Consider the following 18543-nt stretch of genomic DNA (forward strand, 5'->3'; position numbering starts at 1 on the left):
GTTGAATCCAACAGACCGACTGGAACTTGAGATGACAGATTAAAATTAAATGTCTTCAATGAGACAACTGCTTTTGTACCTTGTCCGACGAGAAGATTTGGCAAAAACATGACAATCAAAAAAAAACATTTTCTCTTTATAAACATTTAAACACGAGTTTGAATAAATTAATTAATGAAATTTGCCTACGACTATGTTTGATTAGCAGGAAAATGAAATTATCACCAAAAGTACTTGTTGATAAAAATTCAACAAATGATAAAATACTTCATCTCTATACCTTAGTAGTTCTAACAATTTACCGCTAAATAAAAAAGCACACTAAAAAATTTATTAAACGGTAAAGAACTATGGATTAACTTTAACAAGTTTCACACTTTTTGAAACACCCGAAACTTTTTCATCTATGCGCATAAAATAAGTACCAGGAGCCAAATTGCCCAAATCAACCCATTCTCCATCGTTCACTTGCCCTTTCGACCATACCTCTTGACCCATAACATTGATCACTGAAGCTTGCACCGAAGGTCCCCAATCCTTAGGAAATGATACTTGAACTTGGTGAACAAATGGATTAGGGGCCACTGAAAACGGGGTATCATCCTCCGTAATAGCTAATACAATCTCACAACCATTGGCATCCACCTTCGCACCAGCCACGGTATTAGGGCATTTATCCAACACATTTTTTACCCCATCATTATCATCGTCCGGCCGCTTATCGAGCGCCTTATCTTTAATAATTAACATATAGTTCTCGCTCCCTTTAACGGCAGGATCCAAATCCAATTTAATGGAGGGCTGAATAACTTCTATGATTCCATCACCATCTAGATCCACATAATCATAGGCATAACGCCCGAGGTTATTGGCTAAAGGACCATAATTTTTCTCCGCCATGGTAAACAAGGAAATGTAGTTCGGTTTAGTTTTATATTCAAATTTCTTTGTGCCCGAATTAAACGCGAAATACTGAAAATCAGCTGTTCCATTCCACAAATATTTAGGCTCCAACGTGTTCACATAAGGAACCAAATCCAGATTCCCATCAGCATCTAAATCGATGAAATACATCCCACTTTCATTGGTAAACCACTTGCCTAAATTCCGTTGATCAGGAATGAACTTGGACGTCGTATTGCTTAAAACACCTTTGGTATTCGTATAAATTATTACTTGATTGTGAGGTTCAATAAGCGCTAATTTCGCAGGCTGAAAATCTAAATTCCCCAAACCTGAGTACTGATTTGTCAAGTAACAGATGTATTCTGGATTCCCATCCCCATCCAAATCCTGTTTCTTGAATGCACGCAAACTTTGATTCCCAGGGTTAATCGGATTATCCGCTGCATAGACCAATTCAAGCAATTTCGGATTATTGAAATCAAATCTACCCTGACCTAAATTCGTAAATTGAAACATGTAATTCGGCTTCGTGTCGAGCTTTTTACCTAGGCCAACAATATCTAAGAGACCATCTTGATTAAAATCATCCACAATCAATCGGCCCTCAGAAAGGAAATAGTTGGTCGGGTATTTTTTCAACGTAAAGTTCCCTTTACCATCGTTCAACATAATTGAAAAAGTATAGCCATTTGACGACTGGGCCATATTAACTAAATCTACATCACCATCTTGGTCTAAATCACCTGAACCAATTGAGTGAATCGATTCAAATATATTACTTGGATCCTTCGCGCGTTCGGCAGAAATATCGATTTTGTTGACCTCATCAATCAAATAGCTTTGATCTTTGAATGAATAATATCGGTTCAACTTAAATTCAGATTTGCTGTAATCAACCCCAACCCGATGATTATGATTTTTATCTAGCCAAAATTGCAAGTTCTTGTAATTTTCAGGACCCGGATTCTCTCCATGATAATGCTCTCCACCTGGAAATATTTCTAGTTTACCATCCTTGTTGACATCAACGAGCTCATAGTTTTGAATCGCATGAAAGATCGAATAATCTAAATAATTCGGATTGCGATAGACTTCAAAACTCAAATTCCCTTTGTTTTTAAAATAAATAGGAGCGGAAGTATGCCCCATTTCTATGGGAGTATCTATTCCTTGAATAAACGTACTTGAGTGAATTATGTCCATTTTTCCATCCTGATTATAATCAATAGGAATGGTTCCTCGATCAAAAGGTGGATGAAAATCCGCTAATCCGTTCACCATCCGACCGGTCTCATTTTCGAATGCAAATGGATTTTTGATGGCATAAATATCAACCGTCTCTGTACTTTTTAGCTTGATTGGATTTACGAGATAGGAGTTTATCACATCACAAACATCTCCTATTCCGTCTTTGTCGGCATCCACCTGATCCGGATTATAAGACTTGGGACAATTATCTAGCTCATCTGCTATCCCATCCTTATCCACATCTGAAATAACAATTTTCTTAACGATTGTCAAACTATCCCCATGCGTTCGAACAAACTCCACCCGGCCGTCATTATCTAAATCAACGAGATCAAAACTATTTTTTTGGAACATGCCTTGATAGATTCCATTAGTAAAGAATGAGTTGAAGCCATTTAGATTTTTGAATTTAAACTTACTTTGGGATGGGTCCCATTCAAAATAGTTGATGTCATCTTTGGCATTCCAACTTACCGACGTATGCTGCGTGGTATATGGATACAAATCAAGAAAACCATCTTGGTTGATATCCTCAAATTGCATCCCACTGTGGTTAAAATAAATTTTATCAAAGCCACCTAAATCACCAATATATTGCGAGCTGACATTGCTAAGTGCATTTCCCCGATGTGTATATACATAAATCCGATTAAATGGTTCATAAGTTGCACGCTTAATGGGGTCATTGATGATATCATTCCCAATGGTGGCATACATGTTCGTACTGTAAATGATAATTTCCTGATTACCATCATTATTCAAGTCGGCGATTTTAAACGACCTCAAACATTGACTTAAATTGTTGGGCGATGTGATAGTCTCGATGACAATCGGATTAGAAAAATCAAAAACACCCTTTCCTTTATTTGGGTAAAATACGACATCACTCTTCTTGCCGGTTTCTGTTCGATCCCCTATGGCTATAATATCTAAATTTCCATCGCGATTAACATCAAAGCTGATCATTCGACCTTCATTTAAAAAATAAAGTGAAGGCTGTCTGGTCAACTTGAAATTGCCTTTACCATCATTTTGAAGATAATTCATCACGTTGCCCTGACAGTGGGTCGTAGCCATGGTCACATAATCCACATCGCCATCGTTGTCAAAATCCCCAGACCCAATCGATTGGATGGAGTTAAACTGACCTTCACATTCTGTGTTCACAGACGAAATATCAATTTTACCCACTTGATCTTTCATCAAGCCATTTTCATCAAAGGAATAATAACGGTTTAACTTAAATTGATATTTACTGTAATCACGGGATTCGACATGATTAGCATTCGTTGCCAGCCATTGAATGGACTTTTGCTCCATGCCGGGAATAATATTTTCCAAATGATAATGCTCTCCTCCTAATAAAATATCCTGCTTCTTATCTCCATTTACATCTTCAACGATATAGTTTTGAAGCGCGTGAAAAATGGAATAATCTTTAAAATTGGGGTTGACGTAACTCTTAAATTTAAAATTACCTTGATTGATGTAATATAAGGGTAATGACATGTGCCCCAATCCAATCTCCTCCCCGTTTGCAATCGGCCCATAACTGGCGATTAAATCTTGTAACCCATCTTGATTGATATCGAGTGCAACCAAACCACGATCAAACGGCACCGGCAATGCATTTTTTGAAAAACCAAATTCTTTGAAGGGAACGGGTAGTCGGTAGACTTCATATCCATTTTTCGTTAGAATCTTTTTGGCACTCAAATCCAAAACCTTTGGCATGGTGTTTTGGCCAAATAAACTAACAGTCAAGAAAAATAATAAACAGCTAAAAAAGAAGCGCATAGTTTAGATTAGAATTATTCAAACTAAATATACGAAAACCAGTAGGTGAGCTCCAAAAAAAATATGTTATTCGCGTTCGTAAACATATATTTTATGGCAATAATCAGTTGGCATTCCCCAAGTACGTGATGTTAATCACGATTCATTCCCCGCCCTCCCACTACCTTGCAGAAAAAACAAGTAACATGAAAAAGCTCGAATTATTCGTTGAAAACATTAAATGTGGAGGGTGCATGACGAGCATCAAAAAAGGAATTCTCGAATTAGCGGGAGTCACGCATGTAGACATTGCGTTAGAAGATGAAAAAATTACGATTGAAGGAGATCACTTAAACCGGGCTACAATCGCTAAGAAATTAGATGGTATGGGCTATCCGGAAAAAGGCAACAATACATTGTTCAAAGAAGCCAAATCGTATGTGAGTTGTGCGATAGGCAAAGTGAGTGCTTAAAAGAAAGCAGGCCATCTATTGATAGCCTGCTTTCTTTTTTTCTCTTTTTTCTTCTTTTTTCTCCTTTGGAGTCTTCGCGGGTTCCTTCTTCTCCGCCTTCTTGGAATTCATGCCTTTAGCCATGGTGTTGGGGTTTAGGCCAACAAGTACGGAAAATATTCCGAGAATCCCCCTAAATCTAGCTTGCCAAACCTAGAATTTCTTGTATACTTACAGCAGAAACCTCGCACCTATGAAATATATTTTTACCTGCCTCGTCCTTGCATTAACCTATACAAGCATCGCCCAAAGTCCCATCGTTCAGACCAAATCTGGACGCATAGCCGGCCTCTCCAATCCCGAAACAAAAATCAATAAATTTCTAGGGATTCCCTTTGCCAAAACACCTATCGGCGACTTACGCTGGAAAGCACCCCAAGCTCCCGAAGCCTGGACCGGCATCCGCGACACCAAATCATTTAGCGCAAGCCCATTCCAAAATAAACCAGCTCCTTTCATGTATTGGTCTTCCGAATTTCTCATTCCCGAAGCACCCATCAGCGAAGATTGTCTCTACCTAAATGTTTGGGCTCCCCAAAATACCAAACAAAAAAAAGCCGTGCTCGTCTATTTTTATGGAGGCGGATTTAGATCCGGAGGTAGCGCATGCCCCATCTACGACGGCGAAGCCACCGCACAAAAAGATGTCATTTTCGTCAGTATCAATTACCGTGTGGGCGTGTTCGGCTTCCTCGCTCATCCCGAACTCAGCGCCGAAGCTCCCTATAAATCCTCCGGAAATTACGCCCTACTCGACATGATCGCCGGCCTTCAATGGATCCAAGCAAACATCGAAGCATTCGGAGGAGATCCCCAAAAGGTCACCATTGCCGGACAATCCGCCGGGGCCTTTGCCGTCAATTTCCTTTGCGCATCTCCCTTAGCCAAAGGACTTTTTAAAGGTGCCATTGCTGAAAGTGGAGGAAGTATTTTGCCAAGTCCGATTCGACCGGCAATTACGCGCCAACAAGCCGAAGAATTAGGCACTAAATTCGCAACTGACCTGCATGTAACTTCACTGGCCGAACTACGCAAACTTCCAGATGAAACGATACAAAAAGCCGCAGGAGGTCTCAGTGCACCTTATACAGATGGGTATGTTATGCCAATTTCTATCCGAGATACCTACCTGCAAGGAAAACAAAATGACGTAGCCCTCCTCATGGGATGGAATCAAGACGATAAATTAATGGGAAAACCAGCGGCTTTAGATGTCTATAAAGGCCAACTCTCTTCGCGGTATAAATTAAAAGCAGATGAAGTCGAAGCGGCATATCCAGTAACCAAGCAAGGAGATATTAACCGAGATGAAAGCTTTGGTGTTCAAGTTCATTCATGGGCCAAACTGCAAAATAAATCAGGGAAGGCTCCCGTCTTTATGTATAACTTCAACCGAGCAGTACCCGGTTACGATGCCTCCACTACATTTGGTGCATTTCACACGGGCGAGGTGCCTTACGCGTATGGAAACCTAGCTAAAGTCAACCGTCCTTGGGAAGAAACCGACCGAAAATTAAGTAATCAAATGCTTTCCTATTTCACCAATTTTACAAAAACCAACAACCCCAATGGGGCAAGTTTGCCGAATTGGCCACGATTTGAGAATGAAGGCCAACAAACGCAATTGCTTGATATTCAGGTAGAATCGAAGGAATTACCTGCTAGAAAATCACTCGAACTTCTCGAAAGTCTACTTAATTAACCCGAAACCCATACACGGCCGAGTAACTCGTAGAAGTAGCATCAGAGGTTTTAACCATCCAAAAATACGTGCCCCCCGACTTCACCGGAATCGTTAATGTCTCCGATTTAGTCTTTTGCGCAGCAACCTCGCGATTCCTAACTTTGGCGATGTCCGTGTCAACAAATACCTCATACGATAACAACGAATTTCCCGTGTCAGGATCTGATCCCGACCAAGTCAATTTCAACTGTCCCGACGCCGCAGAGACTTGTTGGCCCGAGGCCGGAAACGTCAAACTTGCCGGAAATGGCGCATAAGAAACCTCACCCGCACCCGTCAAATAAAATTTCCATTTAGCCGAACTTGCGGTCATCGCCGTCTTCACCGATTTAGAAACGATCTGCCACTCATACGGCAATCCCGTCGCCAACGTAACCGTAGCTGGGCTCGTTGGAAAACTTTTAGTCTCCGTCGTATTGGTCTTTAAATTCGTAATCTTTAAGTCATAACTCGTAGCCCCCGCTGCAGGAACCCACGTAAACTGAACTTCATCCGCACGCGTGTTCCCTCCCACCAAACAAACGGAATTGTTCGTTGGCTTACTCAACTCCGCCACCTCCGGTGCCTTTTCAGGTACGGCTGGCACAACTTCTACCTCCTTCTTAGCGCTGCAAGACATCAAATAAATCCCAACCAAAATCAATGCGATATACTGCCTCATAGTTTCATCAATTTAACTTGTTGTTGCACCGTTTGACCTGTTACTTCCAACAGATAAGTTCCCGTCACATACGAACTCAAATCTAACGAGACCATTCGCATGGCATCCACCACATGTAGCGCACGCGCAAACATTTTTCCTTGTAAATCATATAGTCCAATCTCCACTTCGCGATCTCGCCCTGCCACATAAACGGTCATCGGACCCATCGTCGGATTCGGGAAACACTGAACCTGTTCTGAACGGAATATCTCCCGACTAAACTCACCCTGACAGCCTTGCGATGTCCACACACGGACTTGATTTTTCCCGGTGACTAAATCTGTCGACCACGTTCCCGCTTTCACTTCAAACTTCGTGTCATTCACCTGAATGAAATAGGCATCCGCCCCCTGTAAATCCAGTTTCAAGGTTTGATTATCTGGACTTAAACTTGCTTGTACGGCCAACGGATCTGGCTGTTTTACCTGAACATCAAACAACTGCACATAGTCCTTTTGCCCCTCAATCGTGATGGAAATCGTATAGGTTCCGATCACCAAATTATCCAAGACTTGCTTCGCACCTGCCACAGCCTTGAGTGTTTTGGCATACGATGAAGGCCCTTTAATATCAACCAAATAGGTATATTTCAAATCTTTAAACGTCATTTGAAGCGCGCCATTGGTGGTGCCTGGACAGGTCGTGGCTGTCAACTGTATCGAATAATTGTCCGTTGGCATTTTAAACACCGGACAACCATTAATATCGACCATCGTCCCGAGCGGCGTATTCGCACATTGATCAAATAAATCGGGAACGCCATCCGAATCTGAATCCGCAAACGTATCCTTAATCAATTGAATCTTCTCGAACTCACGATACAAAATCTGTTTATTCATGGATGCTGGCGACCCCATCCATTGATTCAATAAAGACGAATAAGCTTGTCGGTAATCATATAACACTGGCAAATCTTCATTCATTTTATAATTCGTCGGTATCACAGGATTCTTACCAATCACACCACCTTTCACGGCATTACCGAAAACAAACATCGGCGCAACAGTTCCATGATCCGTTCCCGAACTACCATTCGAATGAATCGTTCTGCCAAATTCCGACAACGTTACGCCTACAACCCGATCGCCCAAATTCTGCGCATCCAAGTTTTTCATAAACGTGACAATCGAATCATTCAACTGCTTCAATAAAACCGCATGCTGACCCTTCGTAAAATCTTGCGTATCCACTTGCTGGCCATGCGTATCAAAACCGCCCAAGCGCAACATGTACACCCGCGTATTCAAGCCTCCCGAAATGAGGCGGTGAATAATCTTAAACTGATTCCCTAAATCATTTTCCTCAAACGGATGAGGCGTCGTACCCGCCCGATAAGCTGCTTGAACCACAGCTCCATATTCTTGGGACTGTCGGCCTATCAATTGTAAATATGCCAATCTTGACCCCTGCAACGTCTCCGGATAGGTGTTGACAAATGGATTCATCAACTTGTAAAAGTTATCTGGGTTGTTGTAGATTAGACTGGTAAATGAATTTTGGCCTTGAAAAAGTAAGCTAGATTGCCAGCTGATTTCAATGGACAAAGGATGTGGGAAATTTGCATTGGGATATGCCTTGGGGTAATTGGGGTGTTGCGATTCAATGTATCGCGCCATCCAGCCGGAAGACACATTGATGTCCGCATCAGAGCCCGACATCCAAATATCGGAGGAGCGGAAATGGGAATAATTCGGTTTGGCGTAGCCAACGGACTGAATGATTGCTAATCGCTTTTCGTCAATTAAATTATTCAAGCCTCCCATCGCTGGGTGTAAACCCGCAGCAGTCCCTTTAATCGGAATGATTTTTGACTCAGGTATAATCACACCGGGGCGGACCTTTTTCAAACTTTCATATTGGTCCATCGGGATGACTGTATTTAAACCATCATTTCCTCCGTCTAACCTAATGATAATCAATATCTTACCTTCTGCCACGGTATTTTGCAGCAACTCATTTTGTTCAAACAAGTCCATTCCCGGAATGAAGGCTGGCATTGCTGCCAAATGAGCCATATTATGTATAAAATTACGTCTATTCATGGCTCGTTAATGTAAATGTGTTTCACCCAATTGGAAAATTAAGCCCATCGCCTGCGCTAACCGATTCTGGATAACTTGTCGGTTATCCGCCGTGGGATTACCCACAAACGTATACCAAGCGCCCGTCCAATAATTCGGATTCGTATTCCCCTGCAGGACCCGATCTTTTATATTTGCCCGTGTAGCTGAATTAATTGGGATATTGATCAGTCGGTCAATCAACTGATCCACCAAGGCATCTAAATTCTCAGGCGTATTAAACTTGCGGACATATTCCGCTAAATCTACACGAACAAGCATACCCGTTTTGGTGACATTATTGTAATACACCCAATTCCCCCAATTGAACATGGAATCGGTATGCTGGGCGCGCTTAACGATTGTTTCTGAATTAATCCAAAACAAATCAAAGGCAGGAGTTTGGTAATATGCCGGCCAACCAGCCACATTGGGCGGATCACCCATATTCATCCCCAAATTATTCATTTGATTATGAATCCCATTGTAGCGTTTATAATCATAATAAATCGCATCCTCACCCATGACAACAGGTACGAATTTGTTGTCCAATAAAGGCATATCAAATTCTTTGGCCAAGCCGATAACAAAGTCGGCAGGCGACTTAATTATCGAATTATAATGAATCGAATCAAAAAAATGTTCACTGGAAAGCAGCGTACGTAACACCGGTAAAATCTCAAACTTATTATCTCTGAAAACTTTAGCTAAGGGTGTGATGATTAAATCTTCCGTCGACGGTTCAATCATGGGGTTGACGAAGAAACTGTAAATGCGCCGACACATATATTTGGCAACTTCATCCGTCGTAAAAATCATATCGATCGCCTCGCGCAATTCACCATCTGCACGATCAGGATTATTAGCTCCTGAAATCTTACGGTTACCATAAAATTCTGAAAACTGCTTATCGCCAATATCGTGATTCCAGTATCCATTGGTCACTTCGGTCCGACCTTCCGTTTTCATGGTTTTATCCCAGTCGAAATTCCAGCCTGTCAACAAGCGCGCCATTTCAGCCACATCTTTTTCGGTAAACTTGGAGTTGGGACCTTTCCCTACCGTAAATAACTCTTGCAGCTCACGCGCATAATTTTCATCGGGTGAAAATTTATTATTTTGATTGCCATTCAAATAAACGAGCATCGAAGGATCCAACGTAATGTGGTAAATCAGATCCTTAAAATTTCCTAAAGAAGATTTAAACAGCGTATCCACATACTGAAATGCATTCTTTACGGGACCCCCATTTTGCAGCGACGCAACTAATAAATTGTGGTAAAACAAGAACATACGCCAATGAATCGAAGTCTTTTGATTCACAAACTGCTTCGAAAGCCATGCTTTTAATGATTGCGTACGACTACCATTCAACGTACCATTATCCTTCACATATTCAGGCGCCGTTACCCAAACTGCACCTTTGGGAACATCAGCCTTCACGACATCCGCATTATCTAAAACGTCTAAATAGTAATCATTGATGGGTAAAGAAAATGGCTTTTCAGGGTTTAGCAATAAATCAATGCTTTGTTTAAGTGAAAAGTCTTTGATCTCTTGGTAACTCTTGTAACTAAAGCCAATCAGCGCTCGATTGAGCAAATGCATTTTTTGTGCTTTACCAAATTCCCCGGTATATAGACTAAGCCCTTTTTTAGAGGTGTATACACGATCCTTTCGAATACCTACGGTCTCCAAGCGAATGTTTTCCTTGGTAAATAAATCCACTAGGTTAGGTGTGTTAACCTTAGGTATTTTTTCGTCTGCCATCTATATTTTCCTAAATATGTTGTTTCTTGCGACCATGAAACGTAGAAACTTCATTCAACATCTTTGTCCTGCGCTCACGATTACACAAATCGCTTTACTAAGTAGTAGCTGCCAAACAGAGGAAGAACCTATGCTTCCTGCTACGACGGAGGAGGAAAAAGAATTCAAACGAATTTCGGCTTTATTTAACGCAGACGGCTTTTTGATAGAAGGCAAAACCGTTTTCGTTAATTTGGCACACAAAAACTTCGTTAAGTTAGGAGATATTTCAGGTTTTAGCAACGTCATCGAAGCCGGAATCCTGCTATTGAAAACAGATGCGAATACCATCAAAGCCTTCGACAACTGCTGTCCGCATCAAGGCGCACGCGGTTCTTGGGTTTTAGCTAATGGTCGTTTCAAATGCGAGAACCATGGAAATTCGTATAATACCACGGAAGTCAATCTAGTCGGTTGCGATTCAAACAGTATCACGGGCGGACTCGTACGTTATCCCGTTACGCTGTATAAAACTTATTTAAAGGTCGTTAAGTCCTAAGGGTATGCTCACAATTGCCATCATCGGTGGGGGTGCCGCCGGATTTTTCGCCGCTTTATCAGCCAAACAACATTTCCCCGACGCACGGGTTTGCGTATACGAAAAAACGTCTAAGTTTCTGGGTAAGGTGAAAATTTCTGGTGGCGGACGGTGCAACGTAACCAACGCAACCTTCAACAAGCGTATCCTTTCCGAAAATTACCCACGTGGTGAAAAATTCTTACGAAAAGCTTTCGAGCAATTTGATGCCAAAGACACGGTGGACTGGTTTGAGTCGCGTGACGTTGCACTGAAAACATATCCGGATCAATGTATTTTCCCACTTTCCAATGACTCGCAATCCATCATCGATTGCTTTTGGTACGAAGCCCGCAAACTAGGCGTCGAACTTTTTACTAGCCAAGGGGTGGACGCTATAAAACGCACCAAAAACAGCTTCCAACTGCATTTTAAGGATTCTGAATTGGAAGTTGACCGCGTGATTGTGACCGTCGGAGGCCAACCGAAATTTTCGGGACTCCAATGGCTCGCGGATATCGGCCATCAAATCGTTTCGCCTGTCCCATCGCTTTTTACATTCAATATGCCGCAAGATCCCATTCGGGAATTGATGGGTATCGTCGTTGAAAAAGCTGTGGTCCGCATCGAAGGCCAAAAGCTAATCGGCCGCGGTCCATTACTCATCACCCATTGGGGAATGAGCGGTCCAGCCATATTACAGTTGTCGGCCTGGGGCGCACGCATCCTTGCCGAAAAAGAATACCATTGTTCAATTCTTGTCAACTGGCTTGAGGATGAAAAAGAGGAAGGGCTTCGCGCGCAAATCAAACAGATTAGTAGGGACCATGGATCCAAAATGATGAGTAATCATAATCCGTTCCCGATGCCCAATCGGCTTTGGGTATTTTTACTTGCGAAAAACGAAATCGACCCTTCGGGCCGTTGGCACGACCTAGCCGGAAAAAGCCTAAATAAACTCGTGAATACCTTGATCAATGACCGTTATGAAGTCAAAGGGAAAACGACCTTTAAAGAGGAATTCGTGACGGCTGGCGGAGTGGATTTGGCTGAAATCCATGTGAATACGATGGAAAGTACAATTTGCCCAGGTTTGTTTTTTGCCGGTGAAGTGATGGACATCGATGGCATAACCGGCGGCTTTAATTTTCAATCGGCCTGGACAACGGGATTTATTGCGGGCAAAAACGTGGGGAATTTAGCTTAATCGGTAAAATTCGTGACTCACCACGTCACCTTCTTTTTTGCCGGTAGCTATATAAATTGATTCAGTTAGCCAGGAGTTTCTAGCATCTTGCACCTCAAACGTGGCAACAGTGCGCATATACGTTCCCAAGCGCATTCCCTTATTTTGCAAGTAAATCAATGATCCTTCAGGAGTTTCTAGCGTATAACGTGTGTCAATTTCCACGCGACCATCGGCATGAATAACCTGCCAATCGCCACCGCCAGCTAGTACCTTGGCTTGAAAATTAGGACCTGAAAATTGGCCACCCACAACCTGCACAATCCGGCGTGTATCACCCACAGTTTGTACCTCACCTAATTGAATGGTAGCTTCGAAAACGGGAATAAGTTCAGGCGTCTGCATCAGTCTTTTGCATTTAATGTTTGTATATCAAAACCGGCCACTTGCTTATAGTGCGCCATAATTTCAGCTAATTCCTCATGTGGAATTTCGCCTTCCGCGAACCCATTCGGGAATCGTTCTTCCATTAAATCCATAATGAAATCGGGACCTTTTTGCCGATTTTGCAAGACAACTTTGGCTGTTGCTGGAACGCGTTCTGCATCGTAAACTTCTAACGCTTTGATCGGGTCTACCTCGTTTAACAAAGCTAATGCCAGCGCATCTGCATCTAAAATTGCTTGCGAAGCGCCATTAGAGCCGATCGGGTACATGGGATGTGCGGCGTCGCCCAACAAAGTTACCCGCCCAAAAGACCAACGAGGCAGTGGATCGCGGTCCGACATGGGAAATTCGAAAATTCCACCATGCGTTTGCGCAATCATATCGGGCACATTGATCCAGTCAAATTGCCAATTTTTATACAAGTCCACTAATTTCTCCTTACCTACTTGTCGGTTCCAATCCCGAACCGTCATCGAAGCTCCAGCTGCTTCTTTGACATTCGCGACCCAGTTGATGTGCTGATTCCCATCCGCATCTACCCCATTTCCAATCGGATAAATGACCATCTTTTGCCGCATCGAACCAATCATCGCCATGGTCGAACCCGTCAAATAGGCCGGCATCATGGCCGTTCCACGGTATAAAATATTACCTGAAAAGACGACAGGCCCCTCTTCTGGATAGAGTGTTTTGCGCACAAATGAATTAATCCCATCCGCCCCGATCAACAAATCACTCGTCTCTTCCGCCACCACTGCACCTGAATCTTTATCCGTAAAACGTGCGATTACCTGACCGTCTAACTCTTCAAAATAACTCAAATGACAATTACTACATACGTTTTCGGATCCCAACACGCGTATCGCTTCTTGCCAAAGCAGCATCTGAAACTTGCCTCGGTGAATGGAGAATTGTGGCCATTTATATCCTGCGTATCGACCGCGTGGTTCAGACCAAAACAATTGGCCTTGTTGGTTCGCATAAATCAACTCCTTCGTCTCCACGGCAATTGACTGGATTTTTTCCTGCAAACCTATGTTCGTCAACACACGAATCGCGTGTGGAAGTAAATTAATCCCAACCCCGAGTGGACTGACATCTTTAACAGATTCGAAAACTTTGACTTGAAATCCAGCTTGATGCAAACGAAGGGCAGTTACTAATCCACCGATTCCACCTCCCGCAATGGTAATTTTCATAGGGTTTATCATTTAAATGAATGCATCAAGTCGACGAGATATTGGACACTTTCCAGCGCAAGGCCGTTGTACATGGAGGCGCGGAAACCACCGACGGTCGGGAAACCTTTAATTCCTACAATCCCGTGCTGGGTTAGGTATGCCAAAAACGCTTCTTCTACCTCGGCATTTATCCCACGAAAACAGGCGTTCATGACCGAGCGATCTTCGACGTGAACATTCCCCGTGAACAAGGGGTGTCGGTCAATTTCTGCATATAAAAGGCTTGATTTTGCGCTACTTTGCGCCTGCATGGCGATAAGGCCACCTTGTGCTTTTATCCAGCGAAGCATCAATAAACTGACGTAAACGGGAAAAGTAGGAATGGTATGGTAAAGTGATTGCTCGCGGATATGCGTTTGATAGTTGTAGATAGTAGGTATTTCTCCCATCATCTTTTCCGAAATTCGATCCTTATTTAGGATCACACAAGTCACACCAGCGATACCAAAATTCTTTTGGGCAGAGGCAAAAATCACCCCAAATTTTTCCATCGGCAATGGCCGCGTTAGGAAGTCGGAGGTCATATCAGCAACTAACGGCACCGCAACGTCTGGATAGGTATGATATTGGGTACCATCTATTGTCTCGTTGGACACGACATGTAAATATTTTATGTCATTGGGTAATGTCCAATCCTTGGGAATATGGTCGTATGTTGACTTGGATGATGATGCAAGCACGTGTATTTGGCAAATTTCAGCGGCGGCATCTATGGCCCTTTGGGCCCAAAAACCGGTATCTACAAAAGCGACACGCTCATCCTTTGAAACCAAATTCATGGGCGCAATGGCCAGTTGGCCCGATGCCCCACCGGGCATCCACAATACTTCGAAACGGTCGTCTAGTTGGTATAATTCCTTCACTAGCGCCGTAGCTTCTTCGATGATAGCTAAAAATATAGGGGAACGATGGCTGATTTCAGCAACGGACAAACCGGTTTGATTATAATTGAGCAGACCTTGGGCAGCTTCTTGCAAAACAGATTCGGGCAGTGCCGCCGGTCCGGGGCTGAAGTTGTGTTGTTTCATTTAGCTAAAATTAAGACAGACAAACCGAAAAATAAAATTCCCTATCCACTTAATAAAAAAGTGGCGGAATTACACTTGAAATGGTTCATTTTGCAGAGTAAATTGATCGAATTCCATGGGATATTGCCAACTGAAGCATTTGATTATTGCGCTCCTTTTGTGCCAAATTTCATTTGGTCAAGAAGTATATCAAGGTGTTTTTAAGCGCTATAATGCTCTTGAACTAGGTGGCGGTTCCGCCAATTACATCGGCGATCTTGTTCCCTGGAAGGCATTTCCCACCATGGGCCCTAAAACAGCAGGTTTTAACGTCCGAGTAGGCTTGAATCGATACTATACGCAAAAATTTTCTGGAAAATTTAGCTATCAGCTATCCCAACTAAACGCTGATGACAATGAATATATCGCGAATGGAAAGTTTGGGGGTAATTTTATTCGAAACTTACATTTTCAAAATTACGTCCATGAGCTGAGTGCACAAGGCGCCTATCATTTCCAGAGAACTCGAAGTAATGTATTAAAAAGGCAGCGTATACGCACCCAAGTACATGTTGGTTTGAGCTTGATTTTCCATACACCTTTCGCTAGGCCCATGGTTTCATTAGCCTCGAATACTCCCCAACAAAAAAAATGGCAAAATCTAGCCGCTGTAAATACAGAAGGAAAAGATTATTCCCGATTTATTGTGGCCATACCATTAGGTTTTAGCCTACAAACAAAACTGAGTGACCAATTTGACCTAGGCCTAACCTCAACGGTTCATTTTACATTTTCAGATTATCTAGATGATGCATCTGATAATCGAAGTAACATGTCCATTTCGCCTAAGAGTGATTTTTTTGATCGGAGTTTGGAGCCTTTTGGTGCAAATACCTTGCGCAATCGAATACCTATTTTACCTAACGAAAATAGCTCATTCACGAATAAAGGAAATGACCTTTTTATCAGTACGCAAATCCAACTTATTTACCACATCAGACAAGGAAATACATTTAACCAATTGAATAACTAGCAGCTATGAAAAAACTAGGGTTATGGATGTTGGTGATCATGTTATCAATCTCAGGTTGCAAGGAGGAGATTTACAAATTTCCTATTCAGGTGCTTACGCAGGATGCAAAAAAAATAAAAGCCACCTCCGTTCAAGCTGAGGCCATTTTTATCAATCCAAGTGAGGAATCCATCACCGAAAAAGGATTCTATTATGCCAAAAATGATACTGCATCTCGGATTTTAGAGAATAAGGTTATTGTTGCTGATACTGGATTTTCCAAGACACTCATGTCCTTACAAGCCAATACCGAATACTCCTATTTTGCGTTTGCCAAAACGGCGTCAAATGATGTACACGGACCTGTAAAACGATTTAAAACCTTAGCTTTTCAAGCACCTACTTTAACCACCTCGGACGTCAAAAACATACTGATTACTACGTGTTTGGCCGGTGGAAACATTTCCTATGATGGGGGCAAACCGGTCGTTGACCGTGGCGTTTGTTTGAGTTTATCCGCCAACCCAACCATCCAAGATATACGCATTCAGATTGGTCAAGGGGAAGGAGATTATGGAATTGTCATTACGAAGTTAAAACCGTTTACAACCTATTTTATTCGCGCGTATGCCATCAATGAAATTGGCATTTCCTATGGAAACGAACTCAGCTTTAAAACGCAGGACTATCAGCCAGTTACCTTGCGTACCTTGGATCCGGAAGCAGTCCAAATTTTTGAAGCAACATTAGGTGGCGAAACCCAAGATGCAGGTGGAGGAGAAATAATCCAACGGGGCATTTGCTTGAGCAGAACACCCAACCCAACAATCGAGGACACCCGATTTACGTCGAGCACGAATGGGTTAGGGATGTATAAAATCTTGGTGAGGTCGTTGGTCGAAAACACAAAATACCATGTGCGCGCCTTTGCCCAAAATGAAAAAGGATATGCCTACGGTGAGGACAAAATATTCCAAACACAAGATATTCGTTTGCCCAAAATAGAAACTACAAGTGTGTCAAATGAAACATTTTCAAGTGCCAATATAAGCGGAAAGCTTTTGGATGATGGTGGTGTTCCCATTATTGAACAAGGATTTTGTTACAGCAAACAACCTAATCCGGATATCAATGATGCAATAGCCCTATCGCCCAATTTGAACCTCTTTCTCAAAAATTTGGAAGATGGAACGACTTATTATATCAGAGCATTTGCAAAAAACAGAAAGGGAATTGGGTACGGTGAGACCATTTCATTTAAGACCATTGGCTATACATTTGCTGAGGTATTTACGCATGAAATCACGACCTATTCAACCAATTCAGCCGAGGTAAATGGAAAGGTAATTTCGGAGGGAAACACTTCTGTAACGGAACGCGGAATCTGTTGGGGCACGAATCGCAACCCAACAATCGAAAATACGAAAATTGCTGTCGGCAGCGGTCCAGGCTCTTTTGGCTATACGTTTCGAAATTTAGTGGAGGGTCAAGTTTACTACGCGCGGGCTTATGCCATCAATCAAAAAGGGGTAGCTTATGGGGAGGAGCGAAGTGTCCGAATTCGAGTAACACCTCCTCCGGTTGTTTCTACTCCAGGTGCGGGTGGTGGTTCTTCAAGTACGCCACCAAGTTCGGGCGGAGGTAGTAGTGGAAGTTCAGGTGGTTCAACCAGTACGCCGCCGAGTCAAACCATATTGAAAATTGGCGACTCACATCAAGGCGGAATTATTTCATACATTTTACGACCTGGAGATCGAGGCTATGATCCACTCATTCAGCATGGAATTATTGCAGCGCCATTTGATCAGGCGACGAGATTAAATAATAGCCAAGAAAATTGGGTGATTTGGGGATGTTACGGGCTGCGTATTAATGGCGCTAATGGGGTTAATATTTTTGACGGTTTACAAAATACGTTGGATATTGTAGCAAATTGTGCCGAACAAAATATTGCAGCGCGTTTATGTTATGATCTGGTTTTAAATGGATATGACGATTGGTATTTACCTAGTAGATCTGAGTTATACACATTATATGAAAACAAGGCCTTAATTGGCGGATTTATAGATGGAAGTGAAATGTTCCCTTCCTATTATTGGAGTTCAACTCAAGACAATAGTACCGGTATTTCCAATGCATTTGGTATGAACTTTTCTGGAATTTACGGCGGTATTTCAGGCGGAAATTCAAAAAGAGATCCTGCTAGTGTTCGTGCAATTAGACAATTCTAAAACAAAAACCCTCCCCGAAAATCAGGGAGGGTTTACTTAATCCTAGTTCTAATTTATTGTCTTATATCAAAGATCTCATTGAGATCGAAATATGCGTATTAGGCCAATTTAAAGAGTACAAAGAAATAGGAGTTTAGCTACTTT

13 protein-coding genes are annotated in these 18543 nt (G+C 42.4%); 6 read left to right on the top strand and 7 right to left on the bottom strand.

The annotated features are described in order from the left end of the window. Positions 1 to 348: 348 nt before the first annotated feature. The gene (locus tag U0R10_RS10970; RefSeq protein WP_377984016.1) at positions 349 to 3951 is read right to left on the bottom strand and encodes an FG-GAP-like repeat-containing protein; all 3603 of its coding nucleotides are present in this window, start codon (positions 3949 to 3951) and stop codon (positions 349 to 351) included. Between the two features lie 185 nt (positions 3952 to 4136). Here U0R10_RS10970 and U0R10_RS10975 point away from each other — a divergent pair, with 185 nt between their 5' ends. Both U0R10_RS10975 and U0R10_RS10980 read left to right on the top strand, forming a co-directional pair. Further along, a complete protein-coding gene (locus U0R10_RS10975) occupies positions 4137 to 4403 on the top strand; it encodes a heavy-metal-associated domain-containing protein (protein ID WP_377984017.1) in 267 nt (88 codons plus the stop codon). 232 nt (positions 4404 to 4635) lie between these two features. After that, on the top strand, positions 4636 to 6144 hold the full coding sequence (locus U0R10_RS10980; protein ID WP_377984018.1) for a carboxylesterase/lipase family protein: 1509 nt from the start codon (positions 4636 to 4638) through the stop codon (positions 6142 to 6144). On the opposite strand, the gene U0R10_RS10985 is transcribed toward U0R10_RS10980, so the two are convergent. Genes U0R10_RS10985 through U0R10_RS10995 form a run of 3 tightly spaced genes read right to left on the bottom strand, consistent with a single transcriptional unit; the run spans position 6137 to position 10719 of the window. Continuing rightward, positions 6137 to 6847, bottom strand: coding sequence for a hypothetical protein (locus tag U0R10_RS10985; protein ID WP_377984019.1), 711 nt, complete (start codon positions 6845 to 6847; stop codon positions 6137 to 6139). The two genes, U0R10_RS10980 and U0R10_RS10985, sit on opposite strands and share 8 nt — an antisense overlap. Next, positions 6844 to 8931 (bottom strand): DUF1501 domain-containing protein, encoded by a 2088-nt coding sequence (locus tag U0R10_RS10990; RefSeq protein WP_377984020.1) that lies wholly within the window; start codon positions 8929 to 8931, stop codon positions 6844 to 6846. Before U0R10_RS10990 ends, U0R10_RS10985 begins: the two co-directional genes overlap by 4 nt. Before the next feature lie 6 nt (positions 8932 to 8937). Further along, the gene (locus U0R10_RS10995) at positions 8938 to 10719 is read right to left on the bottom strand and encodes a DUF1800 domain-containing protein (RefSeq protein WP_377984021.1); all 1782 of its coding nucleotides are present in this window, start codon (positions 10717 to 10719) and stop codon (positions 8938 to 8940) included. Between the two features lie 16 nt (positions 10720 to 10735). Between U0R10_RS10995 and U0R10_RS11000 the strand changes: the two genes are divergently transcribed. Both U0R10_RS11000 and U0R10_RS11005 read left to right on the top strand, forming a co-directional pair. After that, positions 10736 to 11257 carry a Rieske 2Fe-2S domain-containing protein gene (locus U0R10_RS11000; protein WP_377984022.1) on the top strand — a complete coding sequence of 174 codons (522 nt, stop codon included), beginning with the start codon at positions 10736 to 10738 and terminating at the stop codon, positions 11255 to 11257. A 4-nt stretch (positions 11258 to 11261) separates the two neighbouring features. Further along, positions 11262 to 12482, top strand: coding sequence for a BaiN/RdsA family NAD(P)/FAD-dependent oxidoreductase (locus tag U0R10_RS11005; protein ID WP_377984023.1), 1221 nt, complete (start codon positions 11262 to 11264; stop codon positions 12480 to 12482). Here the strand turns inward: U0R10_RS11005 and U0R10_RS11010 are convergent. Genes U0R10_RS11010 through serC form a run of 3 tightly spaced genes read right to left on the bottom strand, consistent with a single transcriptional unit; the run spans position 12474 to position 15177 of the window. Beyond that, positions 12474 to 12866, bottom strand: a complete 393-nt coding sequence (locus U0R10_RS11010) for a DUF3237 domain-containing protein (RefSeq protein WP_377984025.1) — start codon at positions 12864 to 12866, stop codon at positions 12474 to 12476. The genes U0R10_RS11005 and U0R10_RS11010 overlap by 9 nt on opposite strands. Beyond that, positions 12866 to 14107 carry a flavin-dependent oxidoreductase gene (locus tag U0R10_RS11015; RefSeq protein WP_377984026.1) on the bottom strand — a complete coding sequence of 414 codons (1242 nt, stop codon included), beginning with the start codon at positions 14105 to 14107 and terminating at the stop codon, positions 12866 to 12868. Before U0R10_RS11015 ends, U0R10_RS11010 begins: the two co-directional genes overlap by 1 nt. A gap of 8 nt (positions 14108 to 14115) precedes the next feature. Beyond that, on the bottom strand, positions 14116 to 15177 hold the full coding sequence (gene serC / locus U0R10_RS11020) for a 3-phosphoserine/phosphohydroxythreonine transaminase (protein ID WP_377984027.1): 1062 nt from the start codon (positions 15175 to 15177) through the stop codon (positions 14116 to 14118). Between the two features lie 115 nt (positions 15178 to 15292). Between serC and U0R10_RS11025 the strand changes: the two genes are divergently transcribed. Continuing rightward, positions 15293 to 16189: a hypothetical protein gene (locus tag U0R10_RS11025; protein WP_377984028.1), complete on the top strand. Its 897-nt coding sequence runs from the start codon at positions 15293 to 15295 to the stop codon at positions 16187 to 16189. Positions 16190 to 16194: 5 nt separating this feature from the next. Next, a complete protein-coding gene (locus U0R10_RS11030; RefSeq protein ID WP_377984029.1) occupies positions 16195 to 18399 on the top strand; it encodes an Lcl C-terminal domain-containing protein in 2205 nt (734 codons plus the stop codon). The last annotated feature ends 144 nt before the right edge of the window (positions 18400 to 18543 follow it).

Origin of the sequence: Aquirufa avitistagni, assembly GCF_042715545.1 — a bacterium.
In the GTDB taxonomy this organism is placed as follows: Bacteria; Bacteroidota; Bacteroidia; order Cytophagales; family Spirosomataceae; genus Aquirufa; species Aquirufa avitistagni.

Bases quoted from the DNA above. Each gene is read 5' to 3' on its own strand.
- U0R10_RS11030 (WP_377984029.1), top strand. From the start codon at position 16,195: ATGAAAAAACTAGGGTTATGGATGTTGGTGATCATGTTATCAATCTCA.
- U0R10_RS10995 (WP_377984021.1), bottom strand. From the start codon at position 10,719: ATGGCAGACGAAAAAATACCTAAGGTTAACACACCTAACCTAGTGGAT.
- U0R10_RS10990 (WP_377984020.1), bottom strand. From the start codon at position 8,931: ATGAATAGACGTAATTTTATACATAATATGGCTCATTTGGCAGCAATG.
- U0R10_RS11005 (WP_377984023.1), top strand. From the start codon at position 11,262: ATGCTCACAATTGCCATCATCGGTGGGGGTGCCGCCGGATTTTTCGCC.
- U0R10_RS10975 (WP_377984017.1), top strand. From the start codon at position 4,137: ATGAAAAAGCTCGAATTATTCGTTGAAAACATTAAATGTGGAGGGTGC.
- U0R10_RS11015 (WP_377984026.1), bottom strand. From the start codon at position 14,107: ATGAAAATTACCATTGCGGGAGGTGGAATCGGTGGATTAGTAACTGCC.
- U0R10_RS11025 (WP_377984028.1), top strand. From the start codon at position 15,293: ATGGGATATTGCCAACTGAAGCATTTGATTATTGCGCTCCTTTTGTGC.
- U0R10_RS10980 (WP_377984018.1), top strand. From the start codon at position 4,636: ATGAAATATATTTTTACCTGCCTCGTCCTTGCATTAACCTATACAAGC.
- U0R10_RS10970 (WP_377984016.1), bottom strand. From the start codon at position 3,951: ATGCGCTTCTTTTTTAGCTGTTTATTATTTTTCTTGACTGTTAGTTTA.
- U0R10_RS10985 (WP_377984019.1), bottom strand. From the start codon at position 6,847: ATGAGGCAGTATATCGCATTGATTTTGGTTGGGATTTATTTGATGTCT.
- serC (WP_377984027.1), bottom strand. From the start codon at position 15,177: ATGAAACAACACAACTTCAGCCCCGGACCGGCGGCACTGCCCGAATCT.
- U0R10_RS11000 (WP_377984022.1), top strand. From the start codon at position 10,736: ATGTTGTTTCTTGCGACCATGAAACGTAGAAACTTCATTCAACATCTT.
- U0R10_RS11010 (WP_377984025.1), bottom strand. From the start codon at position 12,866: ATGCAGACGCCTGAACTTATTCCCGTTTTCGAAGCTACCATTCAATTA.